Here is a 17,774-nt window from a genome sequence, read left to right as displayed (position 1 = left end):
CCTCCTCCCCGGCCCCGACGGAAGACGCGACGTCCGAGTCTCCGGCGTCCGGGCCCGCGGGCCCCGCGAGCCGGGAGGTCCCGCCGGCCGCCCTGCTCGCGGCGGGGGACCTGCCCGACGGTTTCCGGAAGGTGCCCTGGACCGACGGCGACTGGTCCCTCGATGCAACCTCCACGCGCTGTCGCAACGCGGCGCCCCCGCTGACCGTCAGGAAACAGGCCGAGCGGGGCGCGGCCTTCCGGGCGGCTCCCGAGGAGGCGGTCGTCGAGCGGGTGAGGCGCTACGCGTCGGAGGACGCGAAGGTGACCATGGATCGGGCGCGCCGGCTGGTGACGGGCTGCCGGCCCCACGATCCGGAGCAGTCGCTGGCGATCGTCGACTCGGGCTTCGCCGGGGACGAGTCGCTCCTGGTCGCTGCGACCGGCGACGGCACGCCGAGCCGCTGGCTCCTGGTCCGGCGGGGCGACCTGGTCGCGGAGGTCTGGCTGAAGGGCGAGGACGATCCGGCCGAGGCGCGGCGGATCGCGCAACGGGTGGCCGAGCGGCTCTGCGCCGGCACCGAAGCCTGCTGAACGGCCGGATCGTCCGTCGGGAGGGGCATTTCCCGCACCGCGCGTGACGGCGCGGGCCCCTCCTCACAGCCGCAGCGCCTCCGGGGCGTGCAGGCGGAGCATGGTGGCGCCGACGTCGGCCGGCGCCCGGCGGCGGGTCGCCATCGAGACCGCCACCATCACGGCGAAGGCGAGCGGCACCGTCCAGGCGGCCGGCTGCGCGGTGAGCGTGGCCGGCCAGCCGGACAGCGGCGGGCCGAGCACCGTGACCAGCACCGCCCCGACCGCCGCGCCGCCGCCGACCAGGATCCCGGCGGCGGCGCCGAGGTCGGTCAGGCCCCGCCACCAGATGCCGAGCACCAGCAGGGGGCAGAAGCTGGACGCGGCGACCGCGAAGGCCAGCCCGACGACCTGGGACACGTCCAGCCCGGCGAGGTTGAGCGCGAGCACCGTCGGCACGGCTCCGGCGATCACCGTGGCGAGCCGGAAGCCGCGTACCGAGCCGCGCCCCAGCACGTCCGTGGAGATCACCCCGGCGACGCTGGTGAGCAGCCCCGACGAGGTGGAGAGGAAGGCCGCGAACGCGCCGGCCGCGACCAGCGCGGCGAGCAGCCGGCCGGCGGTGCCGTCGCCGAGCGCCGCGCCGGGCAGCAGCACCACCACCGCGTCGGTCTGCCCGCTGAGCAGCAGTTGCGGGGTGTAGATCCGGCCGAGCACCCCGTAGATGGTGGGCAGCAGGTAGAACGCCCCGACCAGGGCGAGCACCACCAGCGTGGTGCGGCGGGCGGCGGCGCCGTCGGGGTTGGTGTAGAAGCGGACCAGCACGTGCGGCAGTCCCATGGTGCCGAGGAACGTCGCCAGGATCAGCGAGTAGGTGGCGAACAGGCCCCGGTCGTCGTCCCCGGCGGCGCTGGGCAGCAGCCAGTCGGCCGCGTCCGTGGCCACCCCCGACACCTCCGGCACCGCGTCGCCGGCGGCGAAGGAGAGCTCATCGCCGGGGCGTACCTCCTGGATCCGGCCGTCGGGGTGGGTGAGGGTCGCGCGGTGCTCGACCACGACGGTGGTCGCGGTCCGGAACGCCGGCCCGTCGGGCGGGGTCACCGCCGGGCGGGCGTCGGCCTGCCACTGCAACGCCAGGAAGATCGCCGGTACGGCCAGCGCGGTCAGCTTCAGCCAGTACTGGAAGGCCTGCACGAAGGTGATCGCGCGCATGCCGCCGAGCGCGACGTTCGCGGTGACCACCACGGCCACCAGCAGGGCCCCCAACGGGTACGGCGAGCCGGTCACCGTGGCCAGCGTCAGCCCCGCCCCCTGGAGCTGCGGCACCAGATAGAGCCAGCCGATGAAGATCACGAAGACGGTGGCCAGGGTGCGCAGCCGGCGCGACCCGAGCCGCAGCTCGCAGAAGTCCGGCAGGGTGAACGCGCCGGAGCGGCGCAGCGGCGCGGCCACGAAGAGCAGCAGGGCGAGGTAGCCGGCGGCGAAGCCGACGGGATACCAGAGCACGTCGACGCCGTACTTGAGGATCAGCCCGGCGACCCCGAGGAAGCTCGCCGCCGACAGGTACTCCCCGCCGATCGCGGCGGCGTTCCAGGTGGGGCTGATCGCCCGCGAGGCGACCAGGAAGTCGGAGGTGGTCCGCGCCAGCCGCAGCCCGTAGAAGCCGATGCCGACGGTGACCAGAGTGACCGCCACGATCGCCGGTACGACGTAACCGTTGCCCACCTCAGCGCTCCGGCCGCTGGACCAGGTCGGTGAAGTCCTGCTCGTTGCGTTCGGCCAGCCGCACGTACGCCCATCCGACCGCGATCAGGAACGGGAACGACGCCACCCCGAGCAGCAGCCAGGGCAGGTTGACGCCGAGCACGGTGACCCGGCCGACGGCGGGCGCGACGGCGAAGAGCCACGGCAGCCCGCCGAGCCCGATCGCCACCACCAGGGAGAGCCGCAGGGCCAGCGCGAACTGGGCCCGGACCAGCCCCCGTACGAGCGCGTCGCCGACCCGGGTCTGCTGGGCCAGCTCGGCGCGGGTGCGTTCCGCCCGGTCCTCGCGGCGGGACACCTCGGCCAGCACGATCCGGGTCCGGGGCTGGGGTGGCGTGGGCCGCCCCGGCACCCCGGGCCGGCCCGCGTGCCCGGGCGCTGCGGACCCGCCCCGCCGGGGCGCGGGGACGGGATCGTCGGCAGCGGCCATCCCGGCAGTCTCGCCCGATCGCCGCGATTGTCAAGGGCCGCGCCGACGTCGTGCCTGGCACGGCCCGGAGCCGGGGAGTCGTCCACACCAGGGCTGTGGACAACCTGTGGAGAACGGGTCACCCCTGTGGATAACTCTGTGGAACCGCCGTCGCCGGAACCTTCCTCCCCGCTGGCGAGTGGAAAGGGTGGAGAAGGGAGGTGACGGTGTCCGACGGTGATCCGATCTCGGAGATGTACGCCGGCTGTTTCCGCCGGCTCGTGGTCCAGCTCTACGCGGTGACCGGCGACCTCAGCGAGGCGCAGGAGGCGGTCCAGGAGGCGTTCACCAGGGCGTTGGCCGCACCCCGGCGCTTCGCCCGGCTGGAGAACCCGGAGGCGTGGCTGCGCCGGGTGGCGGTGAACGTGGCCCGCAGCCGGTACCGGCGACGGCGGGTGCTCGACGGGCTGCTGCGCCGGATCGGTCCGCCCCCCGTTGTCGCCGACCGCGCGCCGGAGCACCTCGCGCTGCTCGCCGCGCTGCGCGGGCTGCCGGAGGGTCAGCGGCACGCGCTCGCCCTGCACTACCTGGTCGACCTGCCGGTGGACGAGGTGGCGGCGACGCTCGGCGTCTCCGCCGGCACGGTCAAGTCGCGTCTGTCACGCGGTCGGCGGGCGCTAGCGGAGTTGCTCGCCGACTCCGACGTCACCGACACCACGTACACCGGGAGGATCGATGTCCGATCGTGAGTTCGGCGAGTTCGACGTCGAGATCGTCGCCGACGCCGTCCGTCAGCCGCCGCTCGACGACCTGCGTTCGGCGGCCCTGTTCCGACGGCGCCGACGCGCGGCCGGGGCCGGGCTGGCCGTGGTGGTTGCCCTTGCCGGGGTGGCCCTCGTCCCGTCCGTGGGTGATCCGGACGGAGGGAACTGGGCCGCCCCGGACCCGTCCGACCCAGCGATCGAGCGGGGGGTCAGCGAGCTGTTCCTGCTCACCGACCGGGTCGCGGTCGGCGTCGAGGTACGGGACCCCTGCCAGATCAGCTTCACGGCCACTGAGGATGCCGGACGGAACTGGTCGGACTGGCGGACAGCCGAGTACGACGGGGCCTGCACCACCACCCCGGACTCGGAGGGGTTCGGTGTGTCCGACGTCCGGTACAGCGTGTTGGACGAGCGGACCTATCTGGTCAGCGTCGATGGCCAGGCGATCCTCTCGACGGACGGCGGCCGGACATGGCGGGACGTTGAATCCGCAGTGATCGATGTGAAGGCGTTTCCGGAGCGGGCGCGGCCGGTGACCTGTCAGAACGGGTGCGGAGCCATGAAACGTCCGCTTGCGGTCGAGCCCGGCACCGGCAGGGTCTATCGGCTGGCGGACCTGGCCGCGACCCACGCGAGGGACGTCGTGGACCGGAGCGACGACGGCGCGCTCTGGTACGTGCAGGCGTCCCCCGAGTTCGGAGGTGCCGCAACCGTCGCGCGTAGCGTCGACCGGGGTGCCACCTGGCTGACATCGCAGGTGCCGGAGGGCGTGACGGCCATCGGGCTCGCGGCGGTCAGTGGCCGGGAGGCTTACCTGCTGACCGAGCCCCATCCGGCAGGCACGAACGGTCCGCCGTCCGGCTCCTCCCGGTTGCTGCACACGACGGACGCCGGCCGATCCTGGGTCGACGTCGACACGGACCTTCCCGCCAGTTCCATGATGAGGCCGTTCACGATCGGACGGGACGGGGCCCTCCTCGTCGGCGAGCCGTTCGCGGGCGGCGCCACCGCGTACGTCTGGGTCAGCAGGGATGGCGGGCGACACTTCACCCGGAGCGAGCGGTCCGGCACCGAGGGGACCGTCGGAGTGGCACCGGGCCTGGTCTGGCTCGGCGGTCGTGACGTGATGAACCTGCCAGCAACGGCTCATGTCCAGGTGAGCGCAGACGGGGAGACGTGGAGCCGGCTGCCGTTGCCCCGGTGACTCAGCCGTTGCCAGGCGTCGCGGTGGGGTGACCGGTGGTCGGTCACCCCACCGCGCGGCACTCACTTCGTGTCGACGTGCTCCAGGCCGACGCGCTCCGGGCGGGCGGAGGCGGAGCCGAGCCAGGTGTGCGGGTTGCCGTACCAGCACCAGCCGAGCTTCGGCGCGTTCTGGCTGATCCAGAGCGCCGGCACCCGCTTGTCGCCGCAGCGGGAGCCGACCAGCGAGAAGCACTTGTTCTTCGCCAGCGCCTCCGGGTGCAGGGTGACGAAGGCGAGCCCCTCGTCGATGGTGAGCGGCAGCCGGTCCTGGCCGGTGATCACCTCCATGGCGACGGCGGGCGCGAGATTCAGCGTCTCCTCGCCCCGGTCGACGTCGAAGAGCAGGTACGCCGGCCCGGCCGGCACCTCCAGCTCCTTGATCGGGTTGAACTTCGGCAGGTCGCCCTCGGCGTAGTGCCGGTCGACGATCCCCGGCTTCCGCTTGCCGGCGAGGGTGGTGAGCGCGACGCGCTCCTCCACCGGCACCAGGTCGCGGGTGACCACCAGGAGGAAGGGCACCCGCCCCTCGGTCGGGGCGGGCAGGTCGGCCGCCCCGGCGACGGCCGCCGCGCGCAGCGGCGCGACCAGGTCACGGAAGGCGTCCTCGGTCAGCTCGGCCAGGGCCGGATAGCCCAGCTCCACCAGCCGGTCGAGCTGGCGGTCGAATTCGGTCGCGGCGTCGAACAAGGCGGCCTCCAATTGTCGTACGGAGTACCGTACAGCGTACGCCGAAGCGCGCCTATTCCCGACCCGCGAAGAAGATCGGGGTCAGCGGTTCCAGTCCTGCTTCGCCGCGCGGACCAGCTTGTCCTTCAGCTCGCGGGTGTGCCGACGGCTGACCGGCAGCTCCGCCGAGTCGACCACCACGACGTAGCCGGAGTTGACCAGCCGCAGCTCCGCGATCAGCTTGAGCTGCACCAGGTAGGACCGGTGGATGCGGACGAACCCGGCGTCCGCCCAGCGCTCCGCGAGGGTCGCCAGCGACACCCGGACCAGGTGCGAGCCGTCGGCGGTGTGCAGGCGGGCGTAGTCGCCCTGCGCCTCCACCCAGCGCACCGCCGAGCGGGGCAGCATCCGCGTGGTGCCGGCCAGCTCGATGGGGATGGTCGGGTCCTCCTCCGCCCGGGCCAGCGCCGCCGGGTGCGACGGCACCACCCGCGCGCCGATCACCCGGCGCAGGGACTCGGCGAGCCGCTCGGCGCGTACGGGCTTGCGGACGTAGTCGGTGGCGCCCAGGTCGAACGCGTCCACCGCCCCGTCGTCGTACGCGGTGACGAAGACGATCGCCGGTGGCCGGGCGAAGCGGCGCAGCACCCGGGCCAGCTCCATGCCGTCCAGCCCGGGCATCCGGATGTCGAGGAAGACCACGTCCACGTCGCCGTCGCGGAGCACCCGCAGCGCCTCCGTCGCGTCCCCCGCCGTGTGCAGCCGGGCCACCCGGGGGTCGGCCCGCAGGTGGTACGCCAACTCGTCCAGCGCCGGCGGCTCGTCGTCGACCGCCAGCACCCGCAGGAACCCGGCCGCCCCCACCTCCGCGGCCCGCTCGATCACGAGCCGGCCCGTACGCCGGGATGGAACTTCGGCACCCGCATGCTCACCTTCGTGCCCGAGCCGAGGCCCGTCTCGACGACGAGGCCGAAGCCGTCCCCGAAGACCGACCGGAGCCGCTCGTCGACGTTGGAGAGCCCGACGTGCTGGCCCGGGTCGTCCCCCACGCCGGCCAGCGCGGCGTCGCCCGGGTCCCCGGCGGCGCCGGCCAGCTCGGCGATGCCGGCGGTCAGCGTGCTCGGATCCATCCCCACTCCGTCGTCCTCCACGGTGATGTGGCACTCGGTGCCCGCGTCCCGGGCCTCGATGCTCACCATGCCCGTGCCCGGCTTGCGGGACAACCCGTGCCGGACGGCGTTCTCCACCAGCGGTTGCAGGCAGAGGAAGGGCAGCGTCACGGGCAGCACCTCCGGGGCGATCTGGAGGCGCACCTGGAGCCGGTCGCCGAACCGGGCCCGCTCGATGGTCAGGTAGCGGTCGATCGAGCGCAGCTCCTCGGCCAGCGTGGTGAACTCGCCGTGCGCCCGGAACGAGTACCGCGTGAACTCGGCGAACTCCAGGATCAGCTCCCGGGCCCGGTCCGGGTCGGTGCGGACGAACGAGCCGATCGCGGTCAGCGCGTTGTAGATGAAGTGCGGGCTGATCTGCGCGCGCAGGGCGCGTACCTCGGCGCGGGCCAGCCGCTCCCGCGAGGAGTCCAGCTCGGCCAGGGCGAGCTGGTTGCCGGCCCAGTGTGCCGTCTCCAGGGTGGCCTGCACCAGGCCCGGCTCCGGCTGGCCGTCGGCGACCGCGACCAGCACCCCGACCCTGCGCCCGTCCGCGCCGGTCAGCGGGGCGACCACCGCGCCGCGTACCGGGCAGTCGACCCGGTCGCAGTGCAGCTCCGGCTCGCCGAGGACGGTCGAGCGGCCCGTTGCCACCGCCCGCCGGGCCGCCGCGACCAGTTGCGCGTGGTGGTGCCCGCCCCGCCCGTCGAGGGCGAGCAGGCTCTCCCGGTCCGTCAGCGCCAGCCCGGCCGCACCCACCAGCGCCCGCAGATGGCGTACGGCCTTCGCCGCGTTCGCGGCGCTCAGTCCCGCGCGCAGCTGCTCGGCGGCCAACCCGGCGGTGTGCAGCACCTCGTACGTGGCCCGCTGGGTGGCCGTGGCGATGCCCCGCCGCGCGCGCAGCCGGACCACCGCGAACAGGGCCGCACCCAGCGCGGCGAGCAGCGAGACGACGCCGAAGACGCCCGAGAGGTTGCCACCCACGCAGCGATCCTGGCCCCTGCCGGCCCGTACGCCAAGGGTCAGTACGCGCCCTTGCGGGCGAGCACCACCCCGACGGTGCGCCACAGGATGCTCAGGTCGTACGCCAGCGACCAGTTGTCGACGTAGTAGAGGTCGAGCCGGACCGCCTCGTCCCAGGACAGGTCGGAGCGGCCGGAGACCTGCCACAGCCCCGTCATGCCCGGCCGGACCAGCAGGCGGCGGCGCACGTCGCCGAGGAAGTCGCCGTCGTCGGCGGGCAGCGGGCGCGGCCCGACCAGCGACATCTCGCCCTTCAACACGTTGATCAACTGCGGCAGCTCGTCCAGCGAGGAGGCGCGCAGGAAGCGGCCCACCGGGAAGACCCGGGGATCCTCCTTCATCTTGAACAGCATGCCGTCGGTCTCGTTCCGGTCGACCAGGCTGGCCAGCCGGTCCTCCGCGTTCACGTACATGGTGCGGAACTTCCAGACCCGGAAGGTGCGGCCCTCGTGGCCCACCCGGGGCTGGCGGAAGAAGACCGGGCCCGGGTCGGAGATCCGGATCGCGACCGCGATGAACAGGAAGACCGGGGCCAGCAGCAGCAGGCCGAACCCGGCGGCCACCCGGTCCATCAGGTTCTTGGCCAGCAGCGCCGGCCCGGAGAGGGTCGGCTCCTCGACGTGCAGCAGCGGCAGGCCCTCGATCGGCCGGATGTGCACCCGGGGGCCGGCGATGTCGGTCAGCTGCGGGGCGACGACCAGGTCGACGCCCGAGCCCTCCAACTGCCAGGCCAGCCGGCGCAGCTCGCCCGGCTCGGAGCTCGCCGAGCCGCAGACCGCGATCGTGTCGCCGCCGACCTCCCGGACGAGGGCGAGGACGTCGCGGCCCGCGTACACGGGGACCGGGGTCTCGATGCCCTTGGCCGCCGCGTAGCCGTCGGTGATGTGGATGGCGACCGGCATCAGCCCGGCGGCCGGGTTGCGGGTGACCGCCGTGTAGACCTCCAGGCACTCCGGCAGGGTGCCGATCAGCACCATCCGGTGGCCCGCCTGGCTGATGTTGCGCCGGACCACGTGCAGCACGAAGCGGCAGAGCATCCGGTTCAGCAGGATCAGCAGCAGCGCCGCGAGCAGGGCGGTGCCGACCGTGTAGCGGGACAGGTCGGTCTTGGTGGCGAAGGCGAGGAAGGACACCGTCGCGGCGACGGCGACGCCGGCCCGGATCACCCGCTTGTACTCGTCGGGGCCCAGCCCGAGGTAGCGCCGGTCGTAGGCCCGGTTGGCCCAGAGGCTGACGAGCCAGCCGAGCGGCAGGAGCCCGAACGCCACCGTGTGGAACCACGTCGGGTCCTGCTCGGCATTGTAGAAGCCCGCCCGCGACTGGTCGAACGTCTCGATGGCGATCAGGCTGGCTACCGCGGCGGCTGCGAAGTCGAGCAGCAGCAGGAGCGTGATGTAGGGGCGGTGCCAGCGGGACACGCGACGGCGCGCCCGAGCCCACGCGGACCGGGGTACGCCGTTGTGGGACGGCGGTGCCGGCGGCTGGATCTCGAAGCTGTCGACGTGCCGCACGAGTTTGCTCCGGCCTGTGTTGGTTACCGGGCGCTGGAGGCTTGTCGTCACCTCACCCATGTCCTCCCGCATGACACGAGCCGCTCACTCACCGTGAGGGCCCGGTCGCCCACCGTCCCAGTCTCCCACGCGGGCACCGACCCGTGCGCTGACCCGAGGGACAACGCGCCGGGTGTGGTGCCGCCGGGCGTCTGGCCGGCTCCGCGCCATTTCAGAAGCCGGGGACCGAGCCACTATACCGATGGATGACGGGCCCGGTAGAGCCGCAACTCAGACCTTCGGCGCGGGATGGCCGATTCCGTTCCGTAGTCGGCAGTGTCGTCACTCACCGTACGAGCCGCGACAACCGGCGGTCAGCGAGCGGCTTGCCGCCGGTCTGGCAGGTCGCGCAGTACTGGAGGCTGGAATCGGCGAACGAGACCTCGCGGACGGTGTCCCCGCAGACCGGGCAGGGCTGCCCCGTCCGGGCGTGCACCTTCAGCCCCGAGCGCTTCTCGCCCTTCAGCTCGGCCGCCTTCTGCCCGACCGACCGGCGCACCGCGTCGCCGAGCACCTCCCGCGTCGCCCCGTGCAGGGTCGCCAACTGGTCGTCGGTCAGCCGGCTGGTGATCGCGAACGGGGACAGCTTCGCCGCGTGCAGGATCTCGTCGGAGTACGCGTTGCCGACGCCGGCCAGCACCGTCTGGTCGGTGAGCACCCCCTTGACCTGGCCCTTGCGGCTGCGCATCCGCTCGGTGAAGGTGGCCAGGTCGGCGGCGAACGCGTCGGGGCCGAGCCGGGCCACCCCGGGCACCGCCTGCGGGTCGGTGACCAGGTAGACGGCGAGGCTCTTCTGGGTGCCGGCCTCGGTCAGGTCGAAGCCGGAACCGTCGTCGAGGCGTACCCGCAGCGCGATCGGGCCCTTGCCGGGGCGCAGCGGGGCGGCGGACGGAAACGCCTCCCGGTAGTGCAGCCAGCCCGCCCGGGCCAGGTGGACCACCAGGTGCAGGTCGCCGTCGAGCACCACGTCGAGGAACTTGCCGTGCCGGCGGGCGTCCGTCACGGTCCGCCCGGCGGCGGCGGTCGGCGCCGGGTCGTACGTCTTCAGGGCGCTGATCGCGGCGACCTCCAACCGGTCGACCCGCCGCCCCACCGCGCGCTCACGCAGGTAGTCCGTGAGCGCCTCAACCTCCGGTAGTTCGGGCACCAGCCAACGGTAGCCTTCTTTCCCGTGAGCGCGAGGAATGAGCTTGCGAGTCCCGCAGTCGCGAACGAAAGGCAAGCTGCGTGAGAATCGTGGTGGCGCACAACCGGTACCGGGAGGCTCAGCCCTCCGGTGAGAACACGATCGTCGACGCGGAGATCGCCCAGCTCACCGCAGCCGGGGTGGAGGTGCTGCCGTTCATCCGCAGCTCGGACGAGATCCCGACGATGTCGAAGTCGGCCAAGGCCCTGCTGCCGATCTCGCCGATCTGGGCGCCCCGCGCGCAGGAGGACCTGAGTCGGCTCATCACCGAGCACCGGCCGGACGTGCTGCACCTGCACAACCCGTACCCCCTGATCTCGCCCTGGATCGTGCGGACCGCGCACCGGCACGGCGTGCCGGTGGTGCAGACGGTGCACAACTACCGCCAGGTCTGCTCCTCGGGGCTCTACTTCCGGGACGGGATGATCTGCCAGGACTGCCGGGGCCGGGCCCTGGGCGTGCCGGCGATCGTGCACCGCTGCTACCGGGGCTCGCGGGCGCAGAGCGCCCTGATGGCGACCACGCTGGCCGTGCACCGGGGCACCTGGCGCTCGGTGGACCGCTTCGTCGCGCTCACGTCGGCGGTCGCCGACCACCTGCGCGACTACGGCATCCCCGCCGAGCGGATCGTGGTGAAGCCGAACGGCATCCCCGACCCGGGAACGCCCGCGCCGCTCGGCGACGGCTTCCTCTACATGGCCCGGCTCTCCCCGGAGAAGGGGCTGGACCTGCTGCTGGACGCCTGGCGGCGGCACCCGGACGGGGCGCTCGGCCCGCTGCGCATCGCCGGCGACGGCGAGCTGCGCCCGCTGGCCGAGGCTGCCGCCGCCGAGCGCGCCGACGTGACCTACCTCGGGCCGCTGGACCGCGCCGGGGTGCGCGCCGCGGTCGAGGCCAGCGCGGTGATCATCGCGGCCTCCACCTGGCACGACGTGCTGCCCACCGTGATCATCGAGGCGTTCGCCGCCGGCCGCCCGGTGCTCGGCACCGCGCTCGGCGGCATCCCGTACCTCGTCGGCGCCGACGCGCCCCGGGAGCCGGCCGGCACCGGCCCGGCCGCCGTCGCCACGGCCGCCCCGGGGGAGGGCCGCGTCGCGCTGCCCGCCGGCGTGCAGGCGGGCGAGGCGGGCTGGGTGGTGCCCCCGGAGCCGGCCGCCATGGCCGCCGCCCTGCCGGTGGCCCGGGCGGGGGCCGCGACGCTGGCCCCGGCGGCGCGCGCCCGCTACGAGCGCACGTTCCACCCCGACGTGGTCACCAAGCGCCTCCTTGACGTGTACGCGGGCGTCGCCCGCCGCCACTGACCGACGCCCGCGGGCAGAGCGATCGCCGTGCTGCTGCGGGGTTCGGGGCCTGACCAGAAGCCGCTCCCGCCCTCCGGGAGCCCCGTCCCAATCCTTAGGACCTCCGGAGATCTTGGTAGCTAGCCGCCCCTATAGGGGCCATTGCCTACCAAGATCTCCCGTGGTGTTGGCCGTGGCGTCCGGACTGGCGAACGCGGCGCGGTCCGGCGCGGCTCAAAGTGCCGGTGATCAGCACGAGGGTGATGAATCGGCTACGACATCAGCTCGACAGCGTGCCGCGTGCGGACCCTCGGCTGGCCAGGCACCTTGGCGGATCGTGACGGCTAGGCGCTAGCGGAGGGAGGCGCGGGCGGAGAAGGCGATGCTGGCCAGCAGGAAGCCGCCGTTGACGATCGTGAACGCGACCACCACCCAGAGGACGAGGGCGGGGGCGAAGGCCAGCACCAGGCCGGCGGCGAAGATGACCGCACCGTAGTCGCGGACCAGCTTCACCAGGCGTACGGGCAGCGAGGTCGAGGTGACCATGCTGGCGGCGTTCGGGCCGGCCTGCATCACCGAGGTCACCAGGTTGACCATCCAGGTGCCGGCGAAGACCGCGACCAGCCAGCTCGGCGTCGACGGCTCCTGCGCCACCGCCGTCGCCGACAGGGCGGCGACCAGGGCGATCTGGGCGGCCACGTCGCAGAGCACGTCGACCCGGGCACCTGCGGCGCTGCCCTGCCCCGTCACCCGGGCCAGCTGACCGTCGGCGCAGTCCAGGCAGTACGCCACCTGCCAGCCGACCAGCGCGAGCAGGCCGACCGCCCAGGCCGGCACGTCGCCGGCGGCGACCCGCCCGGCGAGCGCGACCACGGTGATCGAGGTGGCCAGGCCGAGCACCAGGTTGGCGATGGTCAGCGCGGTCGGGCGCAGCCCGAGGCGCTGGGCGACGAGCGCGAAGACCGCGCCCAGCCACTGGCTGATCGATTCGCTGAACAGGCCGCCGCCCCGGTTCACCCGGTGGAAGTCGGCGACGGTGGGACGGGGCTCAGCCAAGGTGGTCGCGGATTGCACCGGCGTAGTCTGCCAGCCGTTCCCGCGTCTCGGTAGGCGACATCGCCAGGTGTTCGAGGATCGTGTAGCGGTCCGGCCGGGTCCGGGGCGCGAACTGCACGGCATCGACGAACTGCTCGTCGGTCAGGCCCAGGTCGCCCGGGGTGGTGGCGAGGCCGTGCCGGTGCAGGCAGTGGGCGAGCCGACCGAATCGGTCGGTGTCCCCGCGCAGGAAGGTGCAGAAGAGGGCGCCGAGCCCCACCTGCTCGCCGTGGGCGGCGGTGCCGGGGTGCAGCCGGTCGATCGCGTGGGAGATCTCGTGGTCGCCGCCGCTGGCGGGGCGCGTCGACCCGCACACCGAGCTGGCGATGCCGCCCATGATCAGCGCCTCGGCCAGCGTGGTGAGGAAGGCGTCGTCGGTGATCTTGCCGGGATGGTTGAGCAGCGCCTCGGCGCCCGTCCTGGCCAAAGTCACCGCGAGCCCGTCAATGGGCTCGCCGCGTACCTCGTGGGCCAGCTCCCAGTCGGCGCAGGCGTTCAGGTTGCTCACCGCGTCGCCGATGCCGGCCTGGGTCTGCCGGTCCGGGCCGTTCTCCACGAAGTCGAGGTCGACGATGACCGCGATCGGGATGTGCACCCCGTAGGAGCCCTTGCCGCCCTCGTGGTCGAGCGAGGCGGTGGGGGAGGCGATGCCGTCGTTCGCCAGGCTCGTCGCCACCGTCACCATCGGGATCCCGTACCGGGTGGCCGCGTACTTGGCGGTGTCGATGGTCTTGCCGCCGCCGATGCCCACCACGGCGTCGTAGTGGCGGCGGCGCAGCCGGTCACCGAGGTCGTTCGCCGCGTCGATGGTGCCGCCGGCGACCGTGAAGACGTCGGCCGCGCCGAGCGACGGCCGGCACAGCTCGACGATCCGTTCACCCTGCCCGGGGCCGACCACGACGGCCACGTCCCCGCCGGCCGAGATCCGCCGGTCGGCCAGCAGCGGCCCGAGGTCGGCCACCGCACCCCGCCGGACCTCGATCACCAGCGGGGTGTTGACCGTACGGGCTAGTAGTGGCACGCGATCTCCCGCGCCCGGGCCAGGTCGGCGTGGTTGTCGACCTCGACCCAGGAGACGTCGCCGATCGGCGCCGCCCGCACCTCGCCACCCCGGTCGGCGAACTCCTGGTAGCCGTCCTCGTAGTAGAGGTTCGGGTCACGTCGCCACGTCGCCTCCAGCGCGTCGGCGAGGGCGTCAGCCACCTGCGGCTCGATCAGCGTCGCGCCGATGTACTCCCCGTACGCCTCACCCGGGTCCATGATCTTGGTGATCCGGGTGAGCTGGCCGGCGGCGTCGAAGGTGGTCTTCATCTCCTCCTCGGCCAGCGGCTTGATGGTGTCGACGGCGAGCAGGATGCCCGGGCCGCGCTCGGCCAGCAGGGTCTTCTCCACGCTCACCGGGTGCACGGTGTCGCCGTTTACCAGCAGCACGCCCCGGGCGAAGTGCTCCCGGGCCAGCCAGAGGGAGTACGCGTTGTTCCACTCCTCGGCCTTGTCGTTGTGCACGAGGGTGAGCGTGACGCCGTACCGCTTCTCCAGGTCGGCCTGGCGGGAGACGACCGCGTCGGCGGCGTAGCCGACCACGATCACGATGTCGGTGAGCCCCACCTCGGCCAGGTTGCGCAGCGCGATGTCCAGGATGGTGGTGTCGCCGTCCACCGGCACCAACGCCTTGGGCAGGGTGTCGGTGTACGGGCGCAGCCGGCGCCCCGCCCCGGCTGCGAGCACCATCCCGATCATTGAGGCGTCCTCCCTCGTACGACTCCCGGTCACCGCTGGAGGATAGCCCCGCGCGGCGGCACCCCTGCGGCCAACCGGGTCAGCCGGGCAGCGCCGCCAGGTCGGCCAGCACCGCCAGCCGCTCCTCGGCGGTCAGCACGGCGTACGGGGCGGCGGCCCGCCGGTCGGTCTCCAGCTCGATGGCGAGCTGCTCGGGGCCGGGCGGCAGGGCGGCGGCGCTCGCCGCGCTGTGCCCGGCGGCCGTCCACGCGGCGGCGTGCGCGTCGGCCCGGTGGTAGCGCATCGTGCCGAGCCGGTTCAGCAGCAGCACGCCGGTCGTGGTGCCGTCCGGCTCGTAGGGCGGCGCCGTCGCGGCGAACGCGGCGCCCGCGTCGGCGCCCTCCTCGTCGGCCAGCACCAGCGCGCACGTGAGTACCCGGCCGAACGCCTCGACCAGCCGCAGCACCCGCTCCTCGTGCCCCGCCCAGAGCTCCTCGGTGACCTCCGCGTGCACCTGCCAGATCTCGGCGAGGAAGGCCAGCCCGCGCTCGGTGGCGGTGAGCCCGCCCTCGGGGCTGCGGTGGATCATCCCGTACGCGACCTGCTTGTCCAGGGCTCGCCGGCACTCGACCGGGTCCCGGTAGCGGGTGACCGCGGCGAAGCCGGCCTCGTCGACCGTCCCGCCCGGCGCCGCGAGGCGGGTGCGGAACTCCAGCAGGAAGCCGGTGGCCGCCGGCCCGCCGTACCGCTGGCTCAGCTCGGCGCCGCCGCCGTCGCGGCCGGCGAGGATGCCGGCGACGAACGCACGGTCCACCGCCGGGGCGACCAGGCCGGCGAACCGGTGCGGCGCCAGCTCGACGGTGTCGTTCACAGACCGATCGAACGCAGGGCGGCGAAGCCTTCGGCCGCGATCCGGCGGATGAGGCCGTCGTTGACGTCGCGGTGCTCGTCGAGCAGGTCCAGCTCGTCGGCGGCGAGCCACCGGAACTCGGTGTGCTTGCCCGCCTCCAGCGTCGGCCGGGCCAGGTCGCCGTCGACCCGGACCAGCCAGTCGCGCTCGACGCGGGCCAGGCCGTCGTCGGCGACGTAGCGGTACTCCCCGACGTGGCCGAGCACGTGCGACACCGTCCAGCCGGTCTCCTCGGTCACCTCCCGGCGCAGCGCGTCCATCCAGTCCTCGCCCGGTTCCAGATGGCCGCCGACGATGTCCCAGCAGTTGGGAAAGATGCGCCGGTGGGGAGACCGTCGCTGGACGAAGAGTCGACCGTCGTCGTCGACGATCAGCGCGCCGGCGCAGCGTAGAGGCTCGGTGGACACGCCACGACAGTAGCGAGCGGTGGCCCCCTCCGGCGACGCCCGGCCTCGTCGCCGGGCGTGGGCGGCCCCGATGGCCGGGCCGGCCGGAACGCCGGCACGCGCGATGGTGTGGCGGGCCGATCGACGGGTAAGGATTCCGTGCGGGCACGGACGGGCCGTGACCCGCGACGGAGGTCCTCATGCGTGGCGCGGATCGGCTGGTCGAGCAGCAGTACGCGATGCTCCTGCGGCGGGACGTGGCCCGGCTGCCGGACCTCTACGCGGCCGACGCCTTCTACTCGATGCCCGGTGTCACGGTGCGTCCGATCGAGTTGCCCGCCCTGCTGCGCACCTGGACCGGGGCTTTCCCGGACCTGTTCGTCGACCCGCTCGGGTCGGTGCAGACGGCCGGCGGCGCTGCCGTCGAGCAGCGGCTGACCGGCACCCACACGGGGGTGCTGCACACCCCGTTCGGCACCGTCGCGCCGACCGGCCGGCTGGTGAGCTGGGACGTGGTCGACGTCGTCCGGGTCCGGCGCGGACGGATCGCGGCCTGGCGGTCCTACTTCGACTGGGGGCAGCTCATCGCGGCGCTCGGCCTGCACGTGGACGGGCTCTCCCGGGAAGCGCAGCACGACCCGCTCGGCCTTCCGGTCTGACCTGTCGCCGACCGGTCGACGCCGGTCACCCGTCCCGGTGGCTCAGGATGCGGACATCGCCGTGCCTTCCGCGCGCACCCCGTCGCCTTCCGTACGCTGAACAGCCATGACCGCCGAGCAGCTGATCTCCTTCGCCCGTGGCGCTCCCTCCCTGGACATCGTCGATGTCGAGGGGCTCAAGGCCGCCGCCGTCCGCGCGTTCGACGCCGACCCCGCCGGGGTGACCGCGTACGGCACCTCCGTCGGCTACCTCCCGCTGCGGAAGTGGATCGCCGAGAAGCACGGGGTCTCCGCCGACCAGGTGCTGATCACCAACGGGTCGTTGCAGGCGGACGCGTTCCTCTTCGACCACCTGGTCCGCCCCGGCGACGCGGTGGTGGTGGAGCGTCCGACATACGACCGGACGCTGCTCAACCTCCAGCGGATGGGCAGCGAGCTGCACGGCGTCTCCATCCAGCCGGACGGGCTCGACACCGCCGAGCTGCGCAAGCTGCTGGAGTCCGGGGTGCGTCCCCGGCTGGCGCACGTCATCCCGAACTACCAGAACCCGGCCGGCGTGACGCTGAGCCTGGAGAAGCGCCGGGAGCTGCTCGACCTCGCTGCCGAGTACGAGTTCACGATCTTCGAGGACGACCCGTACGCCGACATCCGGTTCCGGGGCGAGGCGCTGCCGTCGATGCTCTCGCTGGACACCCGCAACGTGGTGGTGCACGCCTCCAGCTTCACCAAGACGGTCTGCCCGGGCGTACGGGTCGGCTACCTGGTGGGTCCGGCGGACCTGATCGGCGACATCGCGAAGAAGGCGACCAGCCTCTACATCTCGCCGGGCATGGTCTCCGAGGCGATCGTGCACCAGTTCTGCGTCTCCGGCGACATCGAGCGCTCCATCGAGACCGTGCGCGCCGCGCTCGGCGAGCGGGCCCGGGTGCTGGCCGAGTCCCTGCGCCGGCACATCCCGGAGGCCCGGTTCGTGGAGCCGGACGGCGGCTACTTCCTCTGGGTCGAGCTGCCCGAGGACGTCGAGGTCGACAGGCTCGCGCCGGCCGCCGCCGAGCGCGGGGTCGCCGTGGTCAAGGGCAGCGACTTCGTCGTCGACGGCGGGCGGCACGCCCTGCGGCTGGCGTACTCGGCGGTGACCGCCGACCGCATCGACGAGGGCGTGCGGCGCCTGGCGGAGGCCATGGCGGCCGTACGGAGCTGAATTTCTGTCAGATTCCTGACAGTTGGACGATCGTGGCCGCCCCGGGACTCCCGCCGGGGCGGCCGACGGCCCACAATGCTGCGAGCGTCACTCACCACGTGTAGCGGAACTCACCGCCCGGTGCCGGCCCCCGCCGCGCCCGGCGACCGGACCGGGCCAGCCCGACCGGCGGCACGTGGGGCGGCGCGACCAGCACAACCCCCGCCCCCAAAGGGCGC

Annotated in this window: 18 protein-coding genes; 6 read left to right on the top strand and 12 right to left on the bottom strand. The window is 73.5% G+C overall.

All coding sequences use genetic code 11. The features are described from left to right. Positions 1-572 (top strand): hypothetical protein (locus F6X68_RS19170; RefSeq protein WP_225852299.1); only part of this gene is annotated, 572 nt, incomplete at its 5' end. Between the two features lie 63 nt (positions 573-635). On the opposite strand, the gene F6X68_RS19165 is transcribed toward F6X68_RS19170, so the two are convergent. Beyond that, entirely contained in the window at positions 636-2,276 is a 1,641-nt protein-coding gene (locus F6X68_RS19165; RefSeq protein ID WP_151455579.1) for a cation acetate symporter, read from the bottom strand. Between the two features lies 1 nt (position 2,277). Next, positions 2,278-2,745 carry a hypothetical protein gene (locus F6X68_RS19160; protein WP_225852298.1) on the bottom strand — a complete coding sequence of 156 codons (468 nt, stop codon included), beginning with the start codon at positions 2,743-2,745 and terminating at the stop codon, positions 2,278-2,280. 206 nt (positions 2,746-2,951) lie between these two features. Here F6X68_RS19160 and F6X68_RS19155 point away from each other — a divergent pair, with 206 nt between their 5' ends. Beyond that, positions 2,952-3,473, top strand: a complete 522-nt coding sequence (locus F6X68_RS19155; protein ID WP_225852297.1) for a sigma-70 family RNA polymerase sigma factor — start codon at positions 2,952-2,954, stop codon at positions 3,471-3,473. Next, positions 3,460-4,692: a sialidase family protein gene (locus tag F6X68_RS19150; protein WP_151455578.1), complete on the top strand. Its 1,233-nt coding sequence runs from the start codon at positions 3,460-3,462 to the stop codon at positions 4,690-4,692. Before F6X68_RS19155 ends, F6X68_RS19150 begins: the two co-directional genes overlap by 14 nt. A gap of 62 nt (positions 4,693-4,754) precedes the next feature. Here the strand turns inward: F6X68_RS19150 and F6X68_RS19145 are convergent, their stop codons facing one another. The 5 genes from F6X68_RS19145 to F6X68_RS19125 all read right to left on the bottom strand — a co-directional run bounded on the left by F6X68_RS19145 (position 4,755) and on the right by F6X68_RS19125 (position 10,267). Then, a complete protein-coding gene (locus tag F6X68_RS19145; RefSeq protein WP_225852296.1) occupies positions 4,755-5,420 on the bottom strand; it encodes a DUF5701 family protein in 666 nt (221 codons plus the stop codon). Positions 5,421-5,501: 81 nt separating this feature from the next. Then, positions 5,502-6,263 carry a LytTR family DNA-binding domain-containing protein gene (locus F6X68_RS19140; RefSeq protein ID WP_151455582.1) on the bottom strand — a complete coding sequence of 254 codons (762 nt, stop codon included), beginning with the start codon at positions 6,261-6,263 and terminating at the stop codon, positions 5,502-5,504. A gap of 17 nt (positions 6,264-6,280) precedes the next feature. Further along, on the bottom strand, positions 6,281-7,531 hold the full coding sequence (locus tag F6X68_RS19135; RefSeq protein ID WP_151455576.1) for a sensor histidine kinase: 1,251 nt from the start codon (positions 7,529-7,531) through the stop codon (positions 6,281-6,283). 38 nt (positions 7,532-7,569) lie between these two features. Then, positions 7,570-9,141 carry a sugar transferase gene (locus F6X68_RS19130; RefSeq protein ID WP_151455581.1) on the bottom strand — a complete coding sequence of 524 codons (1,572 nt, stop codon included), beginning with the start codon at positions 9,139-9,141 and terminating at the stop codon, positions 7,570-7,572. 265 nt (positions 9,142-9,406) lie between these two features. Beyond that, positions 9,407-10,267, bottom strand: a complete 861-nt coding sequence (locus F6X68_RS19125; RefSeq protein ID WP_151455575.1) for an Fpg/Nei family DNA glycosylase — start codon at positions 10,265-10,267, stop codon at positions 9,407-9,409. Between the two features lie 80 nt (positions 10,268-10,347). Between F6X68_RS19125 and F6X68_RS19120 the strand changes: the two genes are divergently transcribed. Beyond that, positions 10,348-11,607, top strand: a complete 1,260-nt coding sequence (locus F6X68_RS19120) for a glycosyltransferase (protein WP_151455574.1) — start codon at positions 10,348-10,350, stop codon at positions 11,605-11,607. Positions 11,608-11,937: 330 nt separating this feature from the next. Here the strand turns inward: F6X68_RS19120 and F6X68_RS19115 are convergent, their stop codons facing one another. From F6X68_RS19115 to F6X68_RS19095, 5 genes are all read right to left on the bottom strand, one after another. Then, positions 11,938-12,660: a CDP-alcohol phosphatidyltransferase family protein gene (locus F6X68_RS19115; RefSeq protein ID WP_151455573.1), complete on the bottom strand. Its 723-nt coding sequence runs from the start codon at positions 12,658-12,660 to the stop codon at positions 11,938-11,940. Beyond that, positions 12,635-13,702, bottom strand: a complete 1,068-nt coding sequence (locus tag F6X68_RS19110; protein ID WP_151455572.1) for an iron-containing alcohol dehydrogenase family protein — start codon at positions 13,700-13,702, stop codon at positions 12,635-12,637. Before F6X68_RS19110 ends, F6X68_RS19115 begins: the two co-directional genes overlap by 26 nt. Beyond that, positions 13,690-14,421 (bottom strand): sugar phosphate nucleotidyltransferase, encoded by a 732-nt coding sequence (locus F6X68_RS19105; protein ID WP_151455571.1) that lies wholly within the window; start codon positions 14,419-14,421, stop codon positions 13,690-13,692. Before F6X68_RS19105 ends, F6X68_RS19110 begins: the two co-directional genes overlap by 13 nt. Before the next feature lie 79 nt (positions 14,422-14,500). Continuing rightward, positions 14,501-15,271, bottom strand: a complete 771-nt coding sequence (locus F6X68_RS19100; protein WP_151455570.1) for a hypothetical protein — start codon at positions 15,269-15,271, stop codon at positions 14,501-14,503. Then, positions 15,268-15,717, bottom strand: coding sequence for an NUDIX domain-containing protein (locus F6X68_RS19095; protein WP_089002894.1), 450 nt, complete (start codon positions 15,715-15,717; stop codon positions 15,268-15,270). Before F6X68_RS19095 ends, F6X68_RS19100 begins: the two co-directional genes overlap by 4 nt. 179 nt (positions 15,718-15,896) lie before the next feature. Here F6X68_RS19095 and F6X68_RS19090 point away from each other — a divergent pair, with 179 nt between their 5' ends. Both F6X68_RS19090 and F6X68_RS19085 read left to right on the top strand, forming a co-directional pair. After that, the gene (locus F6X68_RS19090; protein ID WP_151455569.1) at positions 15,897-16,355 is read left to right on the top strand and encodes an ester cyclase; all 459 of its coding nucleotides are present in this window, start codon (positions 15,897-15,899) and stop codon (positions 16,353-16,355) included. A gap of 106 nt (positions 16,356-16,461) precedes the next feature. Further along, entirely contained in the window at positions 16,462-17,556 is a 1,095-nt protein-coding gene (locus F6X68_RS19085) for a PLP-dependent aminotransferase family protein (RefSeq protein WP_121397512.1), read from the top strand. Positions 17,557-17,774: the final 218 nt, after the last annotated feature.

The sequence above is a fragment of the Micromonospora sp. AMSO12t genome (assembly GCF_008806585.1).
Classification (GTDB): domain Bacteria; phylum Actinomycetota; class Actinomycetes; order Mycobacteriales; family Micromonosporaceae; genus Micromonospora; species Micromonospora reichwaldensis.
The sequence above is the reverse complement of the archived record's forward strand: the minus strand, read 5'-3'. Positions and strand labels throughout refer to the sequence as shown.